This is a genomic window from Olleya sp. HaHaR_3_96, assembly GCF_019278545.1.
Classification (GTDB): domain Bacteria; phylum Bacteroidota; class Bacteroidia; order Flavobacteriales; family Flavobacteriaceae; genus Olleya.
In genome coordinates this window covers 4,246,488-4,268,811 of the sequence record NZ_CP058987.1, presented here as the reverse complement: position 1 = coordinate 4,268,811, position 22,324 = coordinate 4,246,488, and the positions used below count along the sequence as shown (strand labels likewise).

At 32.5% G+C, this 22,324-nt stretch carries 22 protein-coding genes; 4 read left to right on the top strand and 18 right to left on the bottom strand.

Going from position 1 to position 22,324, the window contains the following annotated elements; translation table 11 throughout:
* The first annotated feature begins 32 nt into the window (after positions 1-32).
* Entirely contained in the window at positions 33-2,558 is a 2,526-nt protein-coding gene (locus H0I26_RS18975; protein ID WP_218700401.1) for a hypothetical protein, read from the top strand.
* 208 nt (positions 2,559-2,766) lie between these two features.
* Here the strand turns inward: H0I26_RS18975 and H0I26_RS18970 are convergent, their stop codons facing one another.
* The 6 genes from H0I26_RS18970 to tssD all read right to left on the bottom strand — a co-directional run bounded on the left by H0I26_RS18970 (position 2,767) and on the right by tssD (position 10,048).
* Positions 2,767-3,162 carry a hypothetical protein gene (locus H0I26_RS18970; protein WP_218700400.1) on the bottom strand — a complete coding sequence of 132 codons (396 nt, stop codon included), beginning with the start codon at positions 3,160-3,162 and terminating at the stop codon, positions 2,767-2,769.
* Positions 3,163-3,871: 709 nt separating this feature from the next.
* Positions 3,872-4,510, bottom strand: a complete 639-nt coding sequence (locus tag H0I26_RS18965) for a response regulator (RefSeq protein WP_218700399.1) — start codon at positions 4,508-4,510, stop codon at positions 3,872-3,874.
* 11 nt (positions 4,511-4,521) lie between these two features.
* Entirely contained in the window at positions 4,522-6,498 is a 1,977-nt protein-coding gene (locus tag H0I26_RS18960) for a tetratricopeptide repeat protein (RefSeq protein ID WP_256935206.1), read from the bottom strand.
* A gap of 693 nt (positions 6,499-7,191) precedes the next feature.
* Positions 7,192-7,491 (bottom strand): hypothetical protein, encoded by a 300-nt coding sequence (locus H0I26_RS18955; RefSeq protein WP_101020515.1) that lies wholly within the window; start codon positions 7,489-7,491, stop codon positions 7,192-7,194.
* 3 nt (positions 7,492-7,494) lie between these two features.
* On the bottom strand, positions 7,495-9,360 hold the full coding sequence (locus tag H0I26_RS18950; RefSeq protein ID WP_218700398.1) for a hypothetical protein: 1,866 nt from the start codon (positions 9,358-9,360) through the stop codon (positions 7,495-7,497).
* Position 9,361: 1 nt separating this feature from the next.
* Positions 9,362-10,048 carry a type VI secretion system tube protein TssD gene (gene tssD / locus H0I26_RS18945; protein ID WP_218700397.1) on the bottom strand — a complete coding sequence of 229 codons (687 nt, stop codon included), beginning with the start codon at positions 10,046-10,048 and terminating at the stop codon, positions 9,362-9,364.
* Positions 10,049-10,941: 893 nt separating this feature from the next.
* On the opposite strand from tssD, the gene H0I26_RS18940 reads away from it, so the two are divergent.
* From H0I26_RS18940 to H0I26_RS18930, 3 genes are read left to right on the top strand one after another with little or no spacing between them, the layout of a single operon-like run.
* A complete protein-coding gene (locus H0I26_RS18940) occupies positions 10,942-12,240 on the top strand; it encodes a DEAD/DEAH box helicase (RefSeq protein WP_101020507.1) in 1,299 nt (432 codons plus the stop codon).
* 8 nt (positions 12,241-12,248) lie between these two features.
* The gene (locus H0I26_RS18935) at positions 12,249-12,464 is read left to right on the top strand and encodes a DUF6500 family protein (RefSeq protein ID WP_101020505.1); all 216 of its coding nucleotides are present in this window, start codon (positions 12,249-12,251) and stop codon (positions 12,462-12,464) included.
* Entirely contained in the window at positions 12,464-12,688 is a 225-nt protein-coding gene (locus H0I26_RS18930; protein ID WP_218700396.1) for a VF530 family DNA-binding protein, read from the top strand. The genes H0I26_RS18935 and H0I26_RS18930 overlap by 1 nt, the downstream gene beginning before the upstream one ends.
* A gap of 2 nt (positions 12,689-12,690) precedes the next feature.
* On the opposite strand, the gene H0I26_RS18925 is transcribed toward H0I26_RS18930, so the two are convergent.
* The 12 genes from H0I26_RS18925 to H0I26_RS18870 form a co-directional block, all read right to left on the bottom strand.
* Positions 12,691-13,608: a YitT family protein gene (locus H0I26_RS18925; protein ID WP_218700395.1), complete on the bottom strand. Its 918-nt coding sequence runs from the start codon at positions 13,606-13,608 to the stop codon at positions 12,691-12,693.
* Positions 13,609-13,611: 3 nt separating this feature from the next.
* Positions 13,612-14,064 carry a tRNA (cytidine(34)-2'-O)-methyltransferase gene (locus H0I26_RS18920; RefSeq protein WP_218700394.1) on the bottom strand — a complete coding sequence of 151 codons (453 nt, stop codon included), beginning with the start codon at positions 14,062-14,064 and terminating at the stop codon, positions 13,612-13,614.
* A gap of 2 nt (positions 14,065-14,066) precedes the next feature.
* Complete coding sequence (locus H0I26_RS18915; RefSeq protein WP_218700393.1) at positions 14,067-14,282, bottom strand: hypothetical protein; 216 nt, start codon at positions 14,280-14,282, stop codon at positions 14,067-14,069.
* 57 nt (positions 14,283-14,339) lie between these two features.
* Entirely contained in the window at positions 14,340-14,489 is a 150-nt protein-coding gene (locus tag H0I26_RS18910) for a hypothetical protein (protein ID WP_218700392.1), read from the bottom strand.
* Positions 14,490-14,594: 105 nt separating this feature from the next.
* Positions 14,595-15,056 carry a GNAT family N-acetyltransferase gene (locus H0I26_RS18905; protein WP_218700391.1) on the bottom strand — a complete coding sequence of 154 codons (462 nt, stop codon included), beginning with the start codon at positions 15,054-15,056 and terminating at the stop codon, positions 14,595-14,597.
* Between the two features lie 11 nt (positions 15,057-15,067).
* Positions 15,068-15,832 (bottom strand): tryptophan synthase subunit alpha, encoded by a 765-nt coding sequence (trpA, locus tag H0I26_RS18900; RefSeq protein ID WP_218700390.1) that lies wholly within the window; start codon positions 15,830-15,832, stop codon positions 15,068-15,070.
* A gap of 452 nt (positions 15,833-16,284) precedes the next feature.
* The gene (gene trpB / locus H0I26_RS18895; RefSeq protein ID WP_218700389.1) at positions 16,285-17,466 is read right to left on the bottom strand and encodes a tryptophan synthase subunit beta; all 1,182 of its coding nucleotides are present in this window, start codon (positions 17,464-17,466) and stop codon (positions 16,285-16,287) included.
* Positions 17,456-18,091, bottom strand: coding sequence for a phosphoribosylanthranilate isomerase (locus H0I26_RS18890; RefSeq protein WP_218700388.1), 636 nt, complete (start codon positions 18,089-18,091; stop codon positions 17,456-17,458). The genes trpB and H0I26_RS18890 overlap by 11 nt, the downstream gene beginning before the upstream one ends.
* Before the next feature lie 5 nt (positions 18,092-18,096).
* The gene (trpC, locus tag H0I26_RS18885) at positions 18,097-18,882 is read right to left on the bottom strand and encodes an indole-3-glycerol phosphate synthase TrpC (protein WP_218700387.1); all 786 of its coding nucleotides are present in this window, start codon (positions 18,880-18,882) and stop codon (positions 18,097-18,099) included.
* A gap of 56 nt (positions 18,883-18,938) precedes the next feature.
* Positions 18,939-19,931: an anthranilate phosphoribosyltransferase gene (gene trpD, locus H0I26_RS18880; protein WP_218700386.1), complete on the bottom strand. Its 993-nt coding sequence runs from the start codon at positions 19,929-19,931 to the stop codon at positions 18,939-18,941.
* A gap of 90 nt (positions 19,932-20,021) precedes the next feature.
* On the bottom strand, positions 20,022-20,585 hold the full coding sequence (locus H0I26_RS18875; RefSeq protein ID WP_218700385.1) for an anthranilate synthase component II: 564 nt from the start codon (positions 20,583-20,585) through the stop codon (positions 20,022-20,024).
* A gap of 78 nt (positions 20,586-20,663) precedes the next feature.
* On the bottom strand, positions 20,664-22,058 hold the full coding sequence (locus H0I26_RS18870) for an anthranilate synthase component I family protein (protein WP_218700384.1): 1,395 nt from the start codon (positions 22,056-22,058) through the stop codon (positions 20,664-20,666).
* Positions 22,059-22,324: the final 266 nt, after the last annotated feature.

The following is a 22,324-nucleotide window of genomic DNA, read 5'->3' as shown; positions in this document are numbered from 1 at the left end:
AGAAATTTATACTTAAAAAATTAACGATTACTATGACAAAACCAGCAGAAACACCTGTTTTCAAGTTTTATACAATGGATGAGTATTATGAAGACATTAAAAAGTGTAAAAACTTTCCAGAGGATTTTTATTATGAAATTTTTGTGATTGCAAAAGCAACATCTAATAAAAAAAATAGAACAGAGTGTGCTAACATCATAAAAAAACAAGCCCCAGAAGCTTTGCAATTAGCCTTTAAAAGTCGAAAAAAAATAACACAAAAAGGAAAGCGTGTAGCCAGAATGATTTCTATTTTAGAATATGGATTGCTGTCTGAAGACTTAGACCTTCTTAAATTATATAACCTAATTGGTGGAGGATCAGAACTATGGCTTTTTCATTCTTCGACAGATTTTTTAGATCGCTTGTTAGAACATCCACATATATTAAGCCGATTTAACGGCGTAAAAAGTTTAGAAATCCATTTAAAAGATTTTGGTAATAAATATGATAGTATTCTTAATGAGATATCAAAATTAACGTCTTTAGAAGAATTAGATCTAGAAGGTGATTATGAACAACTACCAGAGGATTTTGGTAATTTATCAAATTTAAAAAAATTAAAGCTTGTTGCGCCTTGTTTAAAAAGGTTTCCTAGTACAATGTCTCAGTTAACAGCCTTAAAAAAAATATGTATAGAAGGTGATTATTGGATTGGAAAAATTATTCCTAATATGAATCTGACTGATTTTAATTGGCTTACAGACCTTACTGAATTAAAAGTATTCAAACTACGTTATGTAGGCGTGCAAGACCTGTCTCAAGTTGTGTTTCCTGCATCTTTAAAACGTATAGAATTGTTTTACTTAAATGAATTAACAGCATTACCTAAAGATGTTAGCCACTTAAAGCAACTAAAAGAGTTTCAGATTTTATCTAAAAGCATAGATAGCTTACCAAGTGGATTTGAAGATTTACCAAAATTAGAACTTTTTGAGCTTAATGCCCCTAAGATAAACTCCATATCATCTACCTTATTTTTTGGAGATGCGTCTAGATGTTTTGGAGATACACCTAGACCTAAATTAGAAACAAAAATTACATATAGCGAAGAAACTAATATTACACCAATGACGAAAGTTAGTCTGCGAGAGTCTATAGAAATAGATTCGCCTAAACTTCTGAACTTTGTGTTAGACAATGCTTCGTTTTTTCCTAATTTAAAGACGATAACTGTAGATTGTGAAGCACCAGAAACCCTACGCAAAACATCATTAGCTGTATTTAAAAATCTAACAACGCTTAATTACAAATTAGAACATAAATTAGATTGGCTTTTTGAAGGGATTGAGCAATGTACAAAACTTAAAAATATTGAGTTATACAGATTTAAAGAGTGGCATACTAAAGATATCAAATTAGCGGTTAGAGTTTTCCCAAATGTATTTTCAAAAATAGCTCAGTTAGAAAACCTGACGATTAAAAATGCGAGTGCCTTAGTTGTAAATACCGATTGCTTGCCAAAACATATTACCAATTTAACGATTTCTGAAATTAAAGGCATAAAAGCAGGAACAGAACCGTTTGATGTGTTTAATCTGGAAATTAAAGCCACACCAATTCTTAATTTACAGGAATTTTATGCAGTAATTAGTACAGCTAAATTTAATCTTGGACATAGAAATAATGACGTCAATAATGTTTTAAATTTTGAAACCTTTAGACATCCAGAGAACATTGAATCGTTTGATTTTACCAGTGATGTGAGTCAATTAGATAGCTTATTTAAAAACTTCGTCAATTTAAAAGAACTTACCATCACATTTAAAAAAGCCAATCCAGAACATAACAATGCATTAACCGCTTTTAAACACACCAATTTAAAAGTACTAAGGATTGATGATTATAACGGAACTACTGAAACTTTAGAGCGTTTATTAAGCCAGACACCAAACCTTGAGTTTTTAGGGATATTTGAAGCCAAAGGTTTTGATGCTTTTCCTGCGGTAACCTTGCCTCAGCTTAAAAAATTAAGAATGCAGAGTGTCGCGCTTAAAACCATAGACAACCTAAACGTTGACACTATTGAAGCGGTAAAACTGATACATTGTGATCATATTAACGATGAAAGTATTGAAGCAATATCGCATTGGAGTTCTCTAAAACATCTTTGGTTAGAAGGCTTAGATGAAAATGGCAGCGCATATCCTGAATCGATTTCTGAATTAAATTTAGAAACACTTTTTATTAGCGCACATAACAGAGAGGAAAAAATACCGACCTGGATTGCTCAGATGAAAAACCTACGTGTTTTAGGAATAAATAACTTTAAACAGGTCATTTTACCTGTAGAATTAGCCACATTAACACAGCTTGAAGTATTAAGTATTAGTGGTTGTGATTTTTCTGAAAAAGTATCCGAAGACTTTATAAATATGAATTTAAAGAAGTTGGTATACTGGACCTCTAAATTTAATGGTAGTAATATGAAATCTGAAATCTATGAGCCTTTAGAAAATAAATTGGTATCTCAAAGAGATTTTGATGATGTAGATAGTGAAGCGCCTTTTAGGGTGTAGAGAAAAAAGTAAAAAGAGACAGGATATCAATATTCAATTATTATAAAAAGTTTTAAAAATGATAGCGTCAATAGACTCTATATTATCATAAATAATGTAGAAGAGTTTCATCAATTAGATTCTGTATATAATGAATGTGAACTTTCTAAAAAATGAAATATCTTAATTTTAAAAAAAGGCCTGAAATTAATTTCAGGCCTTTTAAGTACTATAAGTTGTTTTCTATAAATGTTTTTAATGCAATATCAGGGAAACAACCGGAGTGATGACCTCCCCAACATGCTGTTAGTGTAAATACACCATCTTCGATTTTTAAAGATTTTTTTTCTTCAGCACCTTCATTTTGAATACAGTTAATCACGATCGTATTTATACCTTCTTGAACAGCTTCTTTCCCTAAGTCATCTGCACAAATACTTGTAAGTCCATCTGTCAAACGTTGTAAACATACACTTGGTACAAATTTGATATAGTCTAATTCAAACGTATCCCAATTAATTGTTATTGGTAGTTCTTTTCCTGCAGCTTCATTAATTTCTTTTTGATAATCCGCTAAGTATTGCTCTTCAACCATGCGTATTGCTTTCTTTTCTTGTAGTCCCATAATTATGTTGTATTTATTATTTATTTAATGTCTTAGGGCAAAATTAGAGCATAAGTCTTGTTTATTTAAGACCTTATTTTGGGATATAAAAGACTCACTGTATTCAGTGATGATAAAAGGTAATGATTCAAATGCCTTAGTTTTAAGGAAATTGGATTTAAACAAATCGGTTAGCAATTCCAAGATGTATTGTAATGGGGGAGTGTCTTGGCAAGCATCGTTAAATCTAGATATATGATCTAAAAAAAAAACGCTTCAGATAATTTTTTAAAAGCTGTTGTAAAATAAGTTCAAAACAAGGTGTTTTAATTAAGTAATTGTCCTATTGCTATTATTCACTATAAATATTACAGTGTTATTTTGTGCATAATAAGTCGCTTTTAGGTTTCAAATTATAAAAACCTTTCTTTTTATTAAATGGTGTACACAATAGATGGATTAGAAATGCAAGCAAGCTCTTTTGGTTCTTGATTTTTATGCGAGTACTTAAAGTATTCCTAAAATTTTAGAAAAGAGAAAATTACTTATTTGTAAAAGTGTTGGTTTATAATATTTTAAGTTTCTACCGCATTTATATTAAAAGAAGTGATTAAATAGAAGCGTTATTATTTAGTGTCTTTTGTAAATTATATTTTAAAGAATATTACTTAAAGGCATAACAGGTGTTTAATAGTCTAGCTTTAAAAAAGGAACTTGATGACTACTGGTTTTAGTTGTCAAACAAACCACTTTCTATACCATATTTTACAGCTCCAGTTGTGGTTTTAGATCCTGTTTTAAGTAGTATGTTTTTACGATGGGTTTCTACGGTATTAACAGATATGAAAAGTTTAGCAGAAATCTCTTTAGACGTCAATTCTTGAGATAATAATTCTAGGACTTCTTTTTCTCTTTTAGAAAGCTCAATGTCTTTGTATTTTTTTCTTTCAAAAACACTCTCCATATATTTGTGTTTTATGGCTTCAGAAAAATATTGTTCGCCATCAATGACCGTTTTTACTGCTTTTTGTAATTCTGCTTTACTTGTAAATTTAGGAACAAATCCATCTGCTTTTTTTTGAATAACCTTATAGATGGTTCGATGATTATCCAGCATGCTTAAAATAATCACTTTTGGAGGATTGCTCTTCTTTTTAAGTTCGGTTAATAGTTCTAAACCATCCATTTTCGGCATATTAATGTCACTAATCACTAAGTCTATAGGAAACTGCTCTAGTAAACGCAGAACTTGTTTCCCTTCGGTAGCGATATGTATGGTGTTAATTTCTTCCATTTCACTTAAAATGGTATTTAGACCTTCTAAAAACATTAAATGGTCGTCTGCTATGATAAGATTTATTTGTTTCATTCTTAATGGTGTTATAAAGGAAAATCAATTGTTATTGAAGTTCCATGTTGTGGCGAGCTATCTATGGTTACCTCTCCGTGTCTTTTATGGACACGTTCTTTAATATTTCTGATACCAATACCTGGTTTGTTATTTGTTTTGAAGCCAGAACCATTATCACTAACGACTAGATTTAAATAGGCTGCGTGTTTGGTTAGTTGTACTTCAACCTCTGTAGCCTTGGCGTGCTTAATAATATTGTTTAGTAGCTCTTGGATTATACGATAGGTGTCTGCTAAAAGTGCTTCCGGAAGTTCGTCTATAGCGTCCTCAGGATATAAAAAAGAGGTTATAGAAAAGACATTCGTATTCTTTAGTTGCTCTAAAGCTTCTTTTAAAAAGCTACTAAAACCAATTTTGGAAAATGGTAGCGGATGTAATTGATGAGACAGTAAACGGACATCTTTACAAGATTGCTCAATAGCTTGTAATAATCGTTTTCCTTGTGGGCTAAACTTTTTAGATTCTAAATAATGCTCAAAACCAATTTTAATACTGGCTAGGTCACTACCAATTCCGTCATGGATTTCTCTAGATAATCTAGCACGTTCTTCTTCTTGGCCTTCTTGATATTGCTCTATAACCGATAGCTTATGATCTTTTACTAACTGGTTAATTTCTTGTCTTGCATTCTCTTCTTTTTGAAGTGTTAATTGACGTTGGATTTTTAGACGTTGCAAATACAGATAGCGTAACAATATTAAGACCCCCAACAAGATTATAAAACCAGCAATAAAAATATTACGCACCATACGCTGTCTATCCAAATCTAGAGCGGTCTTCTCTAAATTTAAAGCTGCTTTTTCTAGTTCGGCTTCACTAAGTTTTTGTTCTTTTTCTAATAGTTTAATCCGGGTTTCTTTTAGCTCCGTTTCATATTGCTCTTGTAGATTGGCAACATAATTTTCTTTATCAACCGAGTTTATATTTTCTGTAACCGAAACTGTTTTTTCGTAATAATATAAAGCCTGTTTGTAATTTTTAATGTCTTTATACAGGTTGGAAAGGTTCTTGTAAAATTTAGAGTTATATTTTGCTAAGGACTTTGATTTTCCTATTTTTAAAGATCTTTCAAAGTAAGCAATAGCTTGTCCGGTATGTCCTAATTTAGAATGACATAGGCCTAAGTCGTTTAAGACAATAGCCATGTCTGATGTAAATTTTAATTCTTCTAATAAACTTAAGGTTTCGTTAAGTTGTGGGATAGCCTCTTCATAATTACCTTCTTCGACTAGTAATTGTGAAAGGTTAATTTTTACATAGGCGATGGAAGCTTTGTTGCCTTCTTTTATACGGTAGTCTAAGACGGTTTTATAATGTTTATAAGCCTCTTTGTAGCGTCCTTGTTCTTTTAAAATGTTAGCAAAATTGAAAAGCGTAACTAAGACACCGTTATCGTCACCTAATGCTCTGTATATTTGAGCAGCTCTATCTAAATTATTGGCTGCCTTTTCATAGTTTTTTTGTAGAATATATAAAGTTGATATGTTCTGATACGCATTTGCCTGTTGTTGTTTGTCATCCGTTTTTTCGGCATAACTAAGACACAATAGAAAACTATCCATAGCTTCTGGATACTGACCTAAGTTTTTATAACCTAAGGCTAAAACGTTGTAACTCGCAGGTAGTCCCATTTCCATATGCTGTGCTTTTAGTATGGAGATTGCTATGGGAGCTTCTTTTATGGTCTGCTTGTAATTTCCGGTAATGTTACCAATATTAGCTAAAGCATAATGCGCCTGTGCTTCTTTTATGACGTCATTTTGCTTGATACTTAACTCCAGCCATTTTTTTACTGCTTTTTGAGCTTTTTCTGGGTTTGTATTTATTTCTGTTTGATATACAGAAATATAGGCTTCAATTGAAGTCGTGTTTAGTTCTTGCGCGTTACTTATTTGGGGTAAGTATAAGCAAAGGACAATACATAATAAGTATTTGATTTTATTCATATTTAATACAAAAATAGAGATTTTACTTGTCCTATGCGGCAGGTCATACGGTGTAATTAATACTTTCTAAATTTATTTAGTAATTTGTGTATACCGCGTTGATATGAATTGGACTTAATCGCTGTATGGCTGTAATTACAAATGTATATTAGATTACCCGTTTTGTTATCACTGAATTTAATGATATTTCATTGTTAATAGTGAATGTCGTGTATAAAAGTATCACTAGTCGAACAGATGTTAATCAACCAGTTAATTATGAATACTTTGTTTTGTACCTATTGATGTTTAAAAAAAAAAACTTTTGTATACATGAAATTAATAGGACGATGAAAATAACGAGTGCTATTCTAATAAAAAAAAACAGGTGTTTTTGTTTTTCTTCTAAATGAAAAAAAAGCTATTAATAAAAATAGGAGAGTACCTTGAATGTCTAAAATAGGACCATCAACAAAAACTAGTATACTTGAACGATACTCACAAATCGGACTATAACTATTTGTCGTATTATTAGGTTAGGTTAAAACATACTGATTTACAATAGAAAATAAAATATTAACTAGAGCCCGAGATAGTATCCAAATGCTGTTGTGTGTAATTTACCAGTGTTAAATATAGCTTTTTCGTGATATAAATAGTGAGAAGAAAAGAAGTGACCAACTTCATTTTAAGCATTATTTATAAAGACTGATTTTAACTAGTAAGGCTATAGATGATATCTCCTCCAAACAACATTATAGAACAAACGGTTGCATAAATTAAAATGAATAGCAATACTCTTATTAGATAAAAGGTCGTTTTACTTTGATGTTTTTTTAATAGAAAATGGTTAACCAATAAAAAGATCACTCCTGTTAAAATCCCTGCAGGAGGAGCAATGTAAAACATTCCAAAAACCTCAAAGGTGTTGTCCTCCACATATAAATAGAATAAAAAGACAGAAAGGATTGTTGATAAAAGTATGAATAGTAAGTACTGCAGTGCTTTTTTCATAATCTATTCTTTATAGCCAGGGTTTTTTCCTGAACTAAAACTATTTTTTAGCTCTTGTTCTACTTCATCCCATAATTTCGTATGGCTTAAACCGTGAGAAACTGTAGCAAAATGGGCCAAACTTCCAATTACTGGTGGTGCAGGAGGATTCTTTTCTTCATCCTCTCTCTTTTTTTCTTTTTCTTCCAAAACTGTTGCTTCCCAGTTTTGTTTAGTTATGCTATTTATAGCATTTAACTCGGTAGTAAATGCAAGTTTTGCAGCTTCAGTAAATCCGTCAGGCGTTTTTGTATCTGTCTCCGTTTTTTTCTCTATAGGCTTATCTTGAGGCGCTATTAAATGCGCTTCATATTTCTCTATTAATTGACTGTACTTTGGAAGGTAATCCTTTCTGAATTTTTTAAATTCGTCATCGGCTTCATCTTTAAATATAAGGTCTGCCCACCATAAAATGGTACTCATGTCATTTATAGATTGACTAGATATAAGTTGGCTAACTAATCTAATCAGGAATTCTTTTAAATTTCCATCTGCGATGCTTTTCTCTGCACCAGATACAAACTTTTCAAATTTGGATTTTAATCCTCTAGAGTGATAAGCATCTTCATTAGTAATTGGGACATCAGTGACTTTAAATTTACCTTGGATTTGTTCGGTTGGGTCCCATGTTGTGTTATCAATAGTATCTGTAACACCCGATTGCTCTGAAAATATTCGCTCTAATAGTCCTAAAAGATAAGCGTCTTCAAGCCCTTTGTCAATAAATAGAATTTTATTAATGACTCTCAATGGTGCTTCCATATGTAAATCAGACATTAAATCTACAGTTTCGAATGTGTCACTAAAACTATTAGCAATACTATCTGCTGCTTTGCCTAAATTATCCTTAAATTTTCCCCAAAGGCCCTCTTCCTCACTACTACTATTAATATTCTCTATTGTTTGCTGGTATTCAGTAACTCTTGTGTTTAAATTGGTTTGAGCGATTGGTATCCAGGCTTTTAATTCAGTTAAAAGTTGGTTTATTTCTGCTTTCTCGGTGCTTAGTTTTTTTAGCTTAGGGTTATTAACCATATTAATAATCAAATCTAAAATCTGATTAACATTATCTAATAGTAACGATACTCTTTCCCAAATTAAAACCCCTTGAGTAGAATCGCTAATAATTGAAGTTGCTGAGGTTATTGGCGCAAATACACCGGAAGATAATATTAGTCCAATTCTTTGTTTTGCCTTATCAAATTCAAAACTATTAAACCCTGCGATTAGATTTTCTAAATTATCTAAAGAAAAATCGGCAACAAATCGTTGTGTAATGTCATAGTCGTTATGCACATTTATAATTTGGCAGTCTTTATGTAATTTAGAGTGATTTAATTGATGTTTTTCTCTAAAAAAAGGTGTCGATAGATAGGTGATACTTTTTATTTCCCATAATTTAGGAAAGCGAGTATCTGTAGTAATTAACTCTGTAAATTGATTAATAACGTTACCGCCATGAGAATGGCCTATTAAATGTAAATGCGTTTCTTTATTTTTAAATTTAGGATATTCTCTAGTAAATAAATCTAATAATCTATCGGCTGCTCTATTTCTTTCATCTTCACTATTGTCACCACTCCAGCTAAAAAAATCGGCTTCAATATTCAAGTCGTGGAATTGAGGTTTTAGTTTTTTAACATTACCCCAAAGATTATCCTTGCTAGCTTTCCAATAGTTATGGTTTGCTTGATGTTTTAATGCGGCTATATTTACAGGGTCTTGTGTTCCAGCCACAAACATGATGATATCTGTAGGACTAACAACGACAACTTCTAAGGTTTTAGTAACCCCGTCTTCAAATTCTAATTTAAAAGTATTTACAGCCATTTTATTGTTGATTAATTACGTCTAATTCTATTTGTTCTAAATCACTATTGATAGTGTAATTACTTAATTTGTCATTTTCAAGAATTTGACCACCATATTTAAAATCGTGAGTTTTATCATTTAAATGAATAGTTATACTATCTCCAATGCGATTTTTGGTTTCTATATTTAAAATGATTTTTTCACCTGTTTTATATTCGTCAAGCTCATTACCTTCAGTATCCGTTACAAAGTAGCGAGTGACTTCTTTTTCTTCCTCTTGTCTTGTCGTTTCTTCAATCTCTATAAATGGATTGTTAGGATTCCAAGGTTCTTGATGCGTTACACCTTTCATTTTCATGATTCCCCAACCAATAGCAATATTCATATGTAATGGTAGACTATCTATGGCATTAAAAGATTCAGCTAAATTCAATATTTGTGCGTTGGCAAATTCCATTTTAAACAAGGTACTTATACCATCACGTTTATAAAACACAATTTCTCCTTCACATTGATCGGTTTGCGAAAACATACTTTCGTAAAAAAAACTATCATCTATTGTAGACTCTATTGCAAACTCTAATTTATGGCCAACAGCCTTAGTTATGGGTCGTCCGTTAACATCTGCTAACCTAGAGTATACTTGGTTGACATTTAGGATATTCCTAACTTCATCTTCAATAAATAGCTTAGCTAAAAAACTCATAAATTTTATATTTATTACTAAGGCACTAATGTACAAAAAAAGAATAATAAAATCCGATGAAATACATGTAAAACACAAACGTTCATTGTTGTAGTAAGCTATAAAATGGTAGAGTCTTAGCTTAGGTAAGATATCCTTTTGTGTTAAACGCCTAATTTAATAGATGAAAACTTTGCAAGAATCACTGTAAGTGGGTTATAATTAAATTACTAATTGTAAAGGAGAATTAGCCTCGTTAGTACATTCCTAACTGGTCTTTAAATTCTTTTGTTAGATAAGGTTTTAATGCTTCAATATTAAATTCTACAAAGCCCGGTTGGAAAAACGTCTGTAAACACCACCTTATCCATTGTAATGAAACTTTAATTGTTTTGCTTTTGTAAGGGAAGAATCATAAACTATTTCAAAATTGTTTAAATCCTCTAAATTTAAAAGGTGTTCTGGTTTCTAAATTAGACTTATATTTATTATAATCAATAAGTTATTCCTCATTACCTTTATTTAATTCAGTTAGATGCTTTTTTATTTCAGAAACATAGTTATCATTATACAATCCTAAAATAGTTTCTGAATTATTGAACATCTGTTTTATTAGTTCTGTTTTACTCCTAGATTTTAATCTTTTAAGCATAGAGAAATCAAAAAAAATAGAATTATAGTGCAATTCATAATATGATTATTGAAAGTGAATATGCTTAATTGTGTATAGGGTTCTTGTTTATAGAATCCTATTTAGGCTTACCCGAATTTAGCATGATTTTTTTGTAAAATTAAATACCTAAACCCTAAACAAAACCCAATAAAAATACTAAAACCATTATTTAACAGTACCTTTGCATCATATTAAAAGAGGTAACCTAACTAAATAGTGTTTATCTCGATAAACGGTATTTATGTCATTTCAATCTTTAGGCCTATCCGAAGCCTTACTAAAAGCAATTAGTAAAAAAGGATATACTACACCAAGTCCAATTCAACAAAAAGCCATCCCTCCAGTATTGGAAGGGCATGACGTATTGGCTTCGGCACAAACAGGAACAGGTAAAACAGCAGGTTTTACATTACCATTATTACATATCTTATCGGAAAACCCGAAAGAAAAGTATAGACCTATACGTGCGTTAATTTTAACACCAACACGTGAGTTGGCTGCACAAGTGTATGCTAACGTAAAAGAGTATAGTGAGTTTTTAAACTTGCGCAGTGCTGTAATTTTTGGAGGTGTTAATCAAAAACCACAAGCTGCAACTATCCGTCAGGGTATTGATGTATTAGTGGCTACGCCAGGACGTTTGATAGATTTAGAAAGTCAAGGCTTACTATCTTTAAAACGTGTTGAGATTTTCGTGTTAGATGAAGCAGACCGTATGTTAGACATGGGTTTTTTGCGTGATATAGAACGCGTAATGAAACTAATGCCGGACAAACGTCAAAACTTAATGTTCTCTGCAACTTTTTCTAAAGAGATTAGAAAATTAGCAAACGGGATTTTAAATCATCCAGTGCAAGTTGAAGCAACACCAGAAAACACAACAGTTGAAGCTATTACTCAAAAAGTATTTAGAGTAGCCAAAGCTAAAAAAACAGATTTAATTATCAAGTTAATTACTGATGGTAATTGGAAGCAAGTATTGGTTTTTAACCGTACTAAGCATGGTGCGAATAAATTAGTAGAAAAAATGATTAAAGCAGGTATTAAAGCTGCTGCAATCCACGGAAATAAAAGTCAAGGGGCACGTACAAAAGCTTTAGCAGGTTTTAAAAGTGGAAGTATTAGTGTGCTAGTCGCGACAGATATTGCTGCACGTGGTTTAGATATTCCATTATTACCACACGTTATTAATTTTGAAATCCCAAATATCTCAGAAGATTATGTACACCGTATTGGTCGTACTGGTCGTGCAGGAGCTAATGGAGAAGCGATAAGTTTAGTAAGTGCAGACGAAACAACTTTTTTAAGAGATATCGAAAAATTAATTGGTATGAAATTACCAGTTGATATTTTAGAAGGTTTTGAACCTGACCCGAACGCCTCTACAGCACCAATTAAACCAGGGCAAAATAGAAGACAACAACCTAGAAATAATAAGCCTAAAGGCGAAAAATCTAAATCTAAGGGGAATTCGTCATCAAATTCAGGTGGTCGTAATAGAACTAAATCTAAAAGTAGAAATAACGATAATAGACGCTAATTGTTTTTATGACACTTGCTTTAAAAGATAAAATCATAGACGTTTGCAATAAAAAAATTGCTCAAAAAGGAGACTCCGTTGGAGTCTCTTTTTATGCTTTTTTTAAAAACAAAAATGATGATCCAGAATTGTTAATGGAAGCTGCTACTTGGTGGATACAAACTCATAAATTGGATCATTTTGAGAAGGCAGTAAAAATTAAAAGTTTAATAGAAAATATCTAGTGGAAACACAAAAAAACAATCCTTTACACGGTATAAAACTGGAACAAATCATAACGGATTTAGAATCGCATTATGGCTGGGAATATATGGGGCATGTTATAAAAATTAAATGTTTTACCGACAACCCTTCAATTAAATCTAGTTTAAAATTTTTACGTCGTACACCTTGGGCTAGAACGAAGGTTGAAAACATGTATTTACAGTATTTGAAGAAAAATAAGTAAACTTATTGCATGGGGGTTTCTGATAAGAATTTAGCAGAATTCACGCCTTTTTTTCTATCTAAGTACCGTCTTAACACACCGCCTTTAACGTTGTTTACGTCAAACTCGACAATAAAGGCGTCTTCGTCTATATTGGATATAATACGATACATTTTTTTTATGTCAATACGGTTTATAATGGTATGTATGATATCTATATCTTCCGTCTCACCTTGGTTTATAAAACCTCTTTTTCCTTTGTAAATGGTCATTCCTGTACCAAGCTCTTTAATGATTTCGACTTTTATTTTATCAAATTCTTTAGACACAATAGATACACCTATAAAATCCTCAAACCCTTCAATAACCATATCTGTGACTTTAGCCGTTACAATATAAGTAAGGATCGAGTACATGGCTATTTCTTTAGAGATCACAAAAGCAGTGATAGTAAATAGAATAACATTAAATAGTAGGATCACTTTACCAATACTTATTCCAAAACGGTCATTTATAAAGACACCCAATATTTCTGATCCATCTAAAACACACCCGTTTCTGATGGCAATTCCAATACCAGACCCTAAGAATAATCCACCAAATATGGAGATTAGAAACTTATCTTCTGTTATAATTCCAAAATTTTCAAAGTGGATAAATAATGCAAGGCCTAAAATACTGATCACAGATTTTAAAATAATCCGTTTTGATACCGTAAAATAGCCAATGATTAAAAAAGGAATACTTAGTAGTATTAATAGTAAAGAAATATTGGTGTGTACTAATCTGTTTATTAATAGGGCAATACCAGTAACACCACCATCCAAGAAGCCGTTAGGAAGTAAAAAGGCTTTTAAACCAATACTTGCTAAAACAATTCCAAGTGCAATTTGTGCGTATTCTGATAGGGATTTTATGAGTTTACTTCTTTTTGAATCCATGAGTTACTTTGATAATTGTCTTAAACCTTCAAAAACGACAATACCAACAGAATTGGCGAGGTTTAAACTTCTAATATGTTCGCTGTATAGCGGTATTTTGTAAAGTGAATTTGAATGTGTTTTGAGTAACGTTTTGTCTAAACCAACAGACTCTTTTCCAAAGACTAAAAATTGATTGTCTTTAAAAGGAATATCCCAATGTGATTGTGTCCCGTGACTAGAAAAGAATGCAAAATTCTCATTTTTATTAGTGTTAAAAAACTCTTCTTTCGAGTCGTATATAATCACATCTAAATGTTTCCAATAGTCTAATCCTGCACGTTTTAAACGTTTATCGCTAAGTTCGAAGCCGAAAGGTTTTACTAGGTGTAATCTGGAACCAGAAGCTAAAGCTAAACGTCCAATATTACCTGTGTTATTAGGGATCTCTGGTTCTATTAATACAATATTAAGCATGTTTATTTTTTTGTCAATTTTACAATTATCACTCTAATCAAAAGCACCCAAGGTAAGCCATGCAGAAACACATCAAACCAATCTTTAGGATGCATGCCTGTTGCGCCTCCGGTAATCCATTTTAACTTACCCCAAAGATGAGGTTCTGGAAAAAAAGGAGCTAAGCCTAAGGTTAAACATAGTAACAGAATTAGTCGGAAGTCGTTAAGTAGTTTCATAAAAAAATGCCTATTCAAATATACTGAATAGGCATGTAATAACTAAGCTAAATATGATTAGCTATTCGTTTTATTTTGCTGTTTTTTTATGGTTTCACTATCACTATCAAAATCGTTAGTTTCCATTTTTGTGTTTCCTGTTGGATTGGTAGGATTTGTTTGTCTAACCGTTGTTTTAAATTTCTTTCTATCTTTTATCATTCCCATAATTTATTTTTTTTTGGTTCGTAATAAAGATAGTAATTAGACATGCTACTGTGTCACAAGGTGTCGTTAAACTAATGGTGTTTATTGTTAAAGTGTCTTAAAGATTTATTTAAGATCCATTTTCATTTCGATCATTCTGTTTCTAAACCCTTTCTTTTGATAAGCTTTAATAGCTGAGGTGTTATCACTATATACTTCTAATCTTGTTTCAAAGACATTAATGCTAATGGACCATTGTTTTAATTTCTCAATTATATTCTGAATCACACCTTGACCTCTATATTCTGGGTCTACATACATAAACCCCATATAGGTGTATTCTGTAATTTTATGATAGGGCTTTGCTTTAACAATTTTGGCATAGCCTGAAGCGATAAGTGTATTGTCAACTGCAGCAACGATTAGTTTAGTGTCTTTTGATTGTATTAAAAAGTCAAGATCGTAATACGAACAATCATCTTTTAAAATATGATCAAAAGGACGCTCATAGGCAATAAGTTGTTGTTCAAATTGTAATAGCATTGGTTTGTCCTCCAGTGTTGCTTCTCTAAACGTGATTGTTGCCATGAATTTGCTTTTTAATTTAATATAGTGTCTGTAAAGGCTTTTATATTGGTGTTGCCATTGTTAGTTAAGTGTTTTATAAAAGCACTTCCAATAATTGCTCCTTTTGCATATTGTGTCGCCTGTGTAAATGTTTTATTATCAGAAATACCAAAACCTATAATTTGAGGATTATTTAATTTCATGTCTGCAATACGCTTAAAGTAATCCGTTTGTGCTATTCCAAAACCAGAATTACCTCCTGTTACGCTAGCGCTACTTACCATGTAAATAAATCCGTTAGATATCGAGTCGATAAAGTTGATGCGCTCCACGCTAGTCTGTGGCGTAATTAAAAAGACATTTATTAAACCGTACTTCTCAAATGTTGCTTTGTATTGGTCATTGTAAACATCTACGGGTAAATCAGGAATTATTAATCCGTCAATACCAGTCTCTTGACATTTTTTGCAAAATGCTTCCACGCCATATTGTAACATAGGATTAAAATAACCCATAATTATTAATGGAATAGATACTGTTTGTCGGATGTCTTTTAGTTGATTGAATAACGTATCTGTTGTCATTCCGTTTTTTAATGCCTGTGTAGAACTAGCTTGTATAGTTGGTCCATCTGCTAAGGGATCACTAAAAGGTAATCCTATTTCAATCATATCTACGCCGTTTTTTTCAAGGTTGTGAATGATGGAAACGGTGTCGTTTAGACTTGGGTAACCTGCAGAGAAGTATATGCTTAATAGCTTTTTGTCTTCTTTTAGTTTTTGATTTATTCTGTTCATTTTTAAATGAATTTATTTTTTGTTTGCACTAATCCAGTTTTTTGAATTTATCTATATTCATTTTTTGCTTGTCCAAAAAACGAATCAAAAAAAGACATCCAAGCCAAGGAATTTTCAGTTTTACAAACTGAAACCAATACGAAAACTCCGCGTCGAACTATGTTCTCCTGTTTTCGGAGCTTTTCTTTATTTATTCTTCGCCTTGGCGTTCAATTCTGCGAATTGATTGGGGGCTTTTTCTATTGTTAGTTTTATTTTTGATACTTAACTTGTTTCAGATTCTAATCATTTTTACTAATTGCTAGCTATATAGCTATCCCGCGTTAAGGATTACTCACAGATTAATATTTTAAAATATTGATTTCGTGAACCTAAAGGTTTGAAAAGGTTTGTTTGAGCGCTGCGCAGAGCGCGAGCCTTGAAAGCCTGACCCTTACGGTAACGCCCAAATATTACAATTTAAAATAGTCGATGTAATTTTGTAAATCTTTATCACCACGTCCTGATAAATTAATTACAACGACATCCTCTGGATTAAACTTTTTATCCTCAAAAACAGCAAAAGCATGCGAGCTTTCTATTGCAGGAATAATACCTTCTAATTTACTTAATTGCAAACCAGATGTCATGGCTTGGTCGTCTGTGATCGAGATGAATTCCGCGCGACCTGTTTTGTATAAATGCGCATGCATTGGACCAACACCAGGATAATCTAATCCTGCAGAAATCGAATACGGTTCTGTTATTTGTCCATCGGTTGTTTGCATAAGCAAGGTCTTGCTTCCGTGAATAATCCCTTCTTTACCTAATACTGATGTTGCAGCACTTTCGCCAGAGTGAATCCCTTTTCCTGCTGCTTCTACTGCTATAAGTTTAACCTCAGTATCATCTAAATAATGATAAAAAGCACCTGCTGCGTTGCTACCTCCGCCAACACATGCAATAACGTAGTCAGGTTTGTCACGACCTTCTTTCTCTTTTAATTGCCATTTAATTTCTTCTGAAACCACCGCTTGGAAACGGGCCACCATATCCGGATAAGGGTGTGGTCCTACAACACTTCCTATTATGTAATGCGTGTTTACAGGATTGTTAATCCAGTCTCTAATAGCTTCGTTTGTAGCATCTTTTAAAGTACGACTTCCTGATAATGCGGGACGGACTTCTGCTCCTAGCATTTTCATTCGAGCTACGTTTGGAGCTTGGCGTGCAATATCAATTTCGCCCATGTAGACGATACATTCCATGCCCATTAACGCACAAACGGTTGCAGTTGCAACACCGTGTTGACCTGCGCCAGTTTCAGCAATAATACGTGTTTTTCCTAAACGCTGCGCCATTAAAATCTGACCAATTGTATTGTTGATTTTGTGAGCGCCAGTATGATTTAAGTCTTCGCGTTTTAAGTATATTTTTGTGTTATATTTTTCACTCAGTCGTTTTGCAAAATAGAGTGGGGAAGGACGGCCAACGTAATCCTTTAATAATTGGTCAAACTCTTCTTTAAAAGAAGGTTCTGCCATTATTTTAAGATAGTTTTGACGTAATTCTTCTACGTTTGGATATAGCATTTCTGGGATGTAAGCACCACCAAATTCGCCATAATAACCTTTGTCATTAATATTAAAGCTCATAATTGTTAGCTATCAGTTTTTGTTTGAAATCGTTTAATTTTGTGGTGTCTTTTAATCCGGCAGCAGTTTCAAATTTGCTGTTTAAATCAAATCCAAGACACAAGTAAGATTCTGGTCTTTTTAAAAATAAAAGTATAGCGTCCATTTGGTCTAATCCAATACCTCCACTTAAAAAATAAGGTTTTGCAGAAGGGTAGCTTTTTAAAACGTTCCAGTTAAAAGTGTAGCCATTACCACCTGGTTCTTTACCTTTGGTATCAAATAGGTAATTATCGCAAACCGTTTCATAAGGTTCTAAAACTTTAAAATCAAATTGGTTTTTTATAGAAAATACTTTAATGACATACAGTTCAAGTTCTTTTAAACGTTGACATAACTCTGGAGATTCATCTCCATGCAATTGCACACCTTGTAAGTTGTATTTCTCAACTTTTCCTTTTATATAATCGAAAGTAGAATTAACAAATACTCCAATTTTTTTAATGTGTTCTGGTAATTCTGGAATCACACCATCAAAATAACGAGATGATTTTTCATAAAAAATAAAACCCATATAATTTGGATCAAGATCTGCAACATCTAAGATGTTGTTTTCATTTTTCATTCCACATACTTTTAATTTCATAACTTTTATTTTTTTAAATTCTCTATAAATAGTTTCGCATGCGCTCCTGCATTATCGGTTTTCATAAAATTTTCACCGATTAAAAACCCTTTGTAACCAAAAGGTTGTAGTGTTTTAATAGCGTCGATAGTACTGATGCCGCTTTCTGATACTTTTACAAAATCATTAGGAATTAGACTGCTTAATTGTTTGCTTGTGTCTAGACTAACTTCAAATGTTTTTAAATTTCGATTATTAACACCTAGCATATCCAATGTTGGCATTAATGATTTATGCAGTTCGGCTTCATTATGTACTTCTAAAAGTACATCAAGATTTAGACTTTTAGCGAGTTCTGAAAATTGTTTAATTTCTGCTGTAGTTAAAATAGCAGCGATTAGTAAAATAACATCAGCACCATACGCTTTAGCCTCGATAATTTGATAAGGGTCTATGATAAATTCTTTTCTTAATAACGGCAAATTACAACTTGCTCTAGCCGTTAATAAATCATCTAAACTTCCACCAAAATATTTTCCATCCGTTAAGACAGACATACCGCAAACGCCTGCGTCTTCGTATCCTTTAGCGACATCAAAGACATTTAAATCGTGATTTATGACTTGTTTTGATGGTGAACGACGTTTGTGTTCTGCAATAATACCCGTGCTGCTTTCTCTTATTTTTTTTGCCAGAGAAACGGTTTGGCGTTCAAACAAAATAGAGCGTTCCAGTTGCTTGACAGGAATTAGTTGTTTGCGAAGGTTAACTTCGACACGTTTGTCTGCTGTGATTTTATCTAAAATATTCATTTTTGTTTCTATAGTTAGCAATCCAAGTGTATACAAGATACCGCTACTGTTTACTTTTATTTACTTAATTCTATTAGTTTTTCTAGACTCGCTTTGGCACGTCCACTTTCTAGACTTTCTTTAGCGAGTTCAAAACCTTCTAAATGCGGAATTTGCTTAGCGGTTGCTATGGCTAAACCTGCATTTGCGCAAACTACATTATTTTGTGCTTCTGTCCCTTTTCCTTTAATTATGTTTTTGAAAATTTTAGCAGCATCCTTTACGGTATCTCCTCCAAATATATCAGACTGTTCGATTTGTGCTACTCCCAAATCAGAAGGGCTTAACATCGTTTCAGAACTGTTAGAAATTATTTTTGTGTTTCCTGTTAAAGAGATTTCATCATAGCCATCTAAAGCGTGTACGATGCTATAATTTTTATCAGTGTTTTGATAGAGGTATCCATAAATACGTTGTAATTCTAAATTAAAAACACCTACCATTTGATTTCTCGGAAACGCTGGGTTTACCATCGGTCCGAGCATATTAAAAAAGGTTTTAACACCTAGTTCTTTTCGTATTGGGGCCACGTTTTTCATGGCAGGGTGAAACAATGGCGCATGTAACACACAGATGCCTGCTTTTTCTATTGAGTACTTTAAAAAATCAGATTTATTAGAAAAGTGAATTCCTAAAGCTTCCATGACATTAGATGATCCTGAAGCAGAGGAGACGCCATAATTACCATGTTTTGCAACATGTACGCCAGCACCAGCAGTTACAAAAGAGGCTAGAGTGGAGATATTAAAGGTGTCTTTGCCATCGCCTCCAGTACCACATAAATCGATAGGATCAAAATCGGATAAATTTACAGGAATACATAATTCTAATAACGCATCACGAAATCCTTGAAGCTCTTCTAATGTTATGCTTCGCATCATGTAAACCGTCAGGAAAGAAGCGATTTGACTTTGATTATAGATGCCTTTGGAAATATTAACTAATACCCGTTTTGCTTCTTCGCTAGAGATGCTTTCTTGGTTTATTAATCGGTTTAGTATTTGTCTCATTGTCTATATTTAACGCCTTTTTTATAAAAGGGAATTTGTGATATTAAAAATTTTTATTGGCGTAAGTTTTACTTACAAAAACGGAATACATTAACTATTAACCCAGTTTTTTAATATTTGCTTTCCGTTAGGTGTTAAGACGCTTTCTGGATGATATTGCACGCCTCTAACATCATAAACGCGATGTCTTAAGGACATGATTTGTCCATTTTCGTCAAAGGAAGTGGCCTCTAGAGCATCAGGTAAATTAGGATTAACTACCCAAGAATGATAACGTCCTACTTCTATCGTTTTATCCATGTCGTTAAATAAGACCTCGTCATCTACCACAATATTTACATTAGTTGCAACACCATGATAAACATCTTCTAAATTAATTAAAGAGCCACCAAAAACTTCTCCAATGGCCTGTTGGCCTAAACAAACCCCTAAAATACTTTTTGTTGGGGCGTACATTTTTATAATCGCTTTTAATAAGCCTGCTTCTTCAGGGATTCCTGGTCCCGGAGATAATACTATTTTATCAAAAGCATCCACTTCTTCAAGTGTTAATTTGTCGTTTCGTTTTACAATAACTTCACAATTTAAATCTTCTAAATAGTGAACTAAGTTGTAGGTGAAACTATCGTAGTTATCTATTACTAATACTTTCATTTATATATTTTTTGATTTCCGCTTAAGCGAAAACTTTTTATTTGCAATTCCATTTTTTACTAAATACGAGCTGTTGGATTAAATGTCTTCAGCTAACTGTATTGCAGTCGTTAATGCTCCAAGTTTGTTGTATACTTCTTGTAGCTCGCTTTCAGGATTTGATTTTGAAACTAATCCAGCTCCTGCTTGCCAATGTAATTTGTGGTTTTTACTCATAAATGTTCTAATCATTATGGCGTGATTATAATTTCCGTCAAAGTCCATAAAACCAATAGCGCCACCATAAAATCCACGACTTGTTTTTTCGTATTTTTCTATTAGTTGCATGGCCTTATGTTTTGGTGCCCCGCTTAATGTTCCGGCAGGGAAGGTGTCTGCGACCACTTGCATAGTCGGTGTATTGTCATGTACCTTTCCTGTAACTTTACTAACTAAGTGTATCACGTGAGAGAAAAACTGAGCCTCTCTGTAAGTAACTACTTTTACATCGCTACCATGTCTGCTTAAATCGTTTCTTGCCAAATCGACTAACATGACATGCTCTGCGTTTTCTTTAGCATCTTGTGCTAACTTTTTAGCTAATATTTGATCTTCTTCGTCGTTTCCTGTTCTTTTAAATGTTCCTGCTATGGGATGGATTTCGGCTTGACCGTTATTAACAACTAGTTGCGCTTCTGGAGAGCTACCAAAAATTTTGAAATCGCCATAATCAAAATAGAAAAGATAAGGGGATGGGTTAACGCTTCGTAAAGCTCTATAGACATTAAACTCGTCACCTTTAAAGGCTTGCGAGAACTTTTTGGATAATACTAATTGAAACACGTCACCTCTAGCACAATGTTGTTTAGCTAGTTCCACTTGCTCTTTATATTCGTCGTCCGTTAAATTTGATTCTATTTCAGAGTCCGTTTTAAATGTATAAGATGCAAAATTTTTCGAGCTTATTAATTGTAGAACTTCATCGATATTATTTTCGGTTTCAAAACAATGTGCAAAAATATAAGCTTCGTTTTTAAAGTGATTTATAGCAATGATGTTTTGATAAACTGCATAATAGACATCAGGAATGTCTAACGAATTTGGTTTTTTAGAAATTTTAACATCTTCAAAATGTTTTACAGCATCATAAGCTGTGTACCCAAAAATTCCGTTGTTTATAAATTTAAAGTCTTCGTCAGATTTAACCTTAAAACGTTTGGTAAACTTATGAATCATTTCGGTAACATTACGCACCTTGTTTTTCATTTCACTACCATCAGGAAATGTCTGGGTAATTGAAGTGTCATCGACTTTGATAGACGCAATAGGGTTAAAACAGATGTAAGAAAAACTATTATCATTAGCATGGTAATCGCTACTTTCTAATAAAATACTATTAGGATATTTATCTCTAATTTTTAAGTAGATACTTACAGGCGTAATGGTGTCCGCTAGGATCTTTTTGTAATGTGTGTATAAACTGAATGTTTTCATTTTGGTTGATTCTATTTCAGTATCTCTTGATTAAGAACTACTATTAATTTGTTTTATGATTCTGAAAAATTTCAGAATAAAAAAAAAGGCTTGTCGTGAATGACAAGCCTTTTTGTATAGTTATTTAAATAATACGTATAGGATTAGTTCACGAAGTTTGCGTTTCGAGAATTCCACCACCAAGTATGATTTAATTTTGTGTTCATGTTTATTGTAAAGTTCAAATATATAAATCAAATTTTAGTTTTTCAAATTTTTAGCTTTTA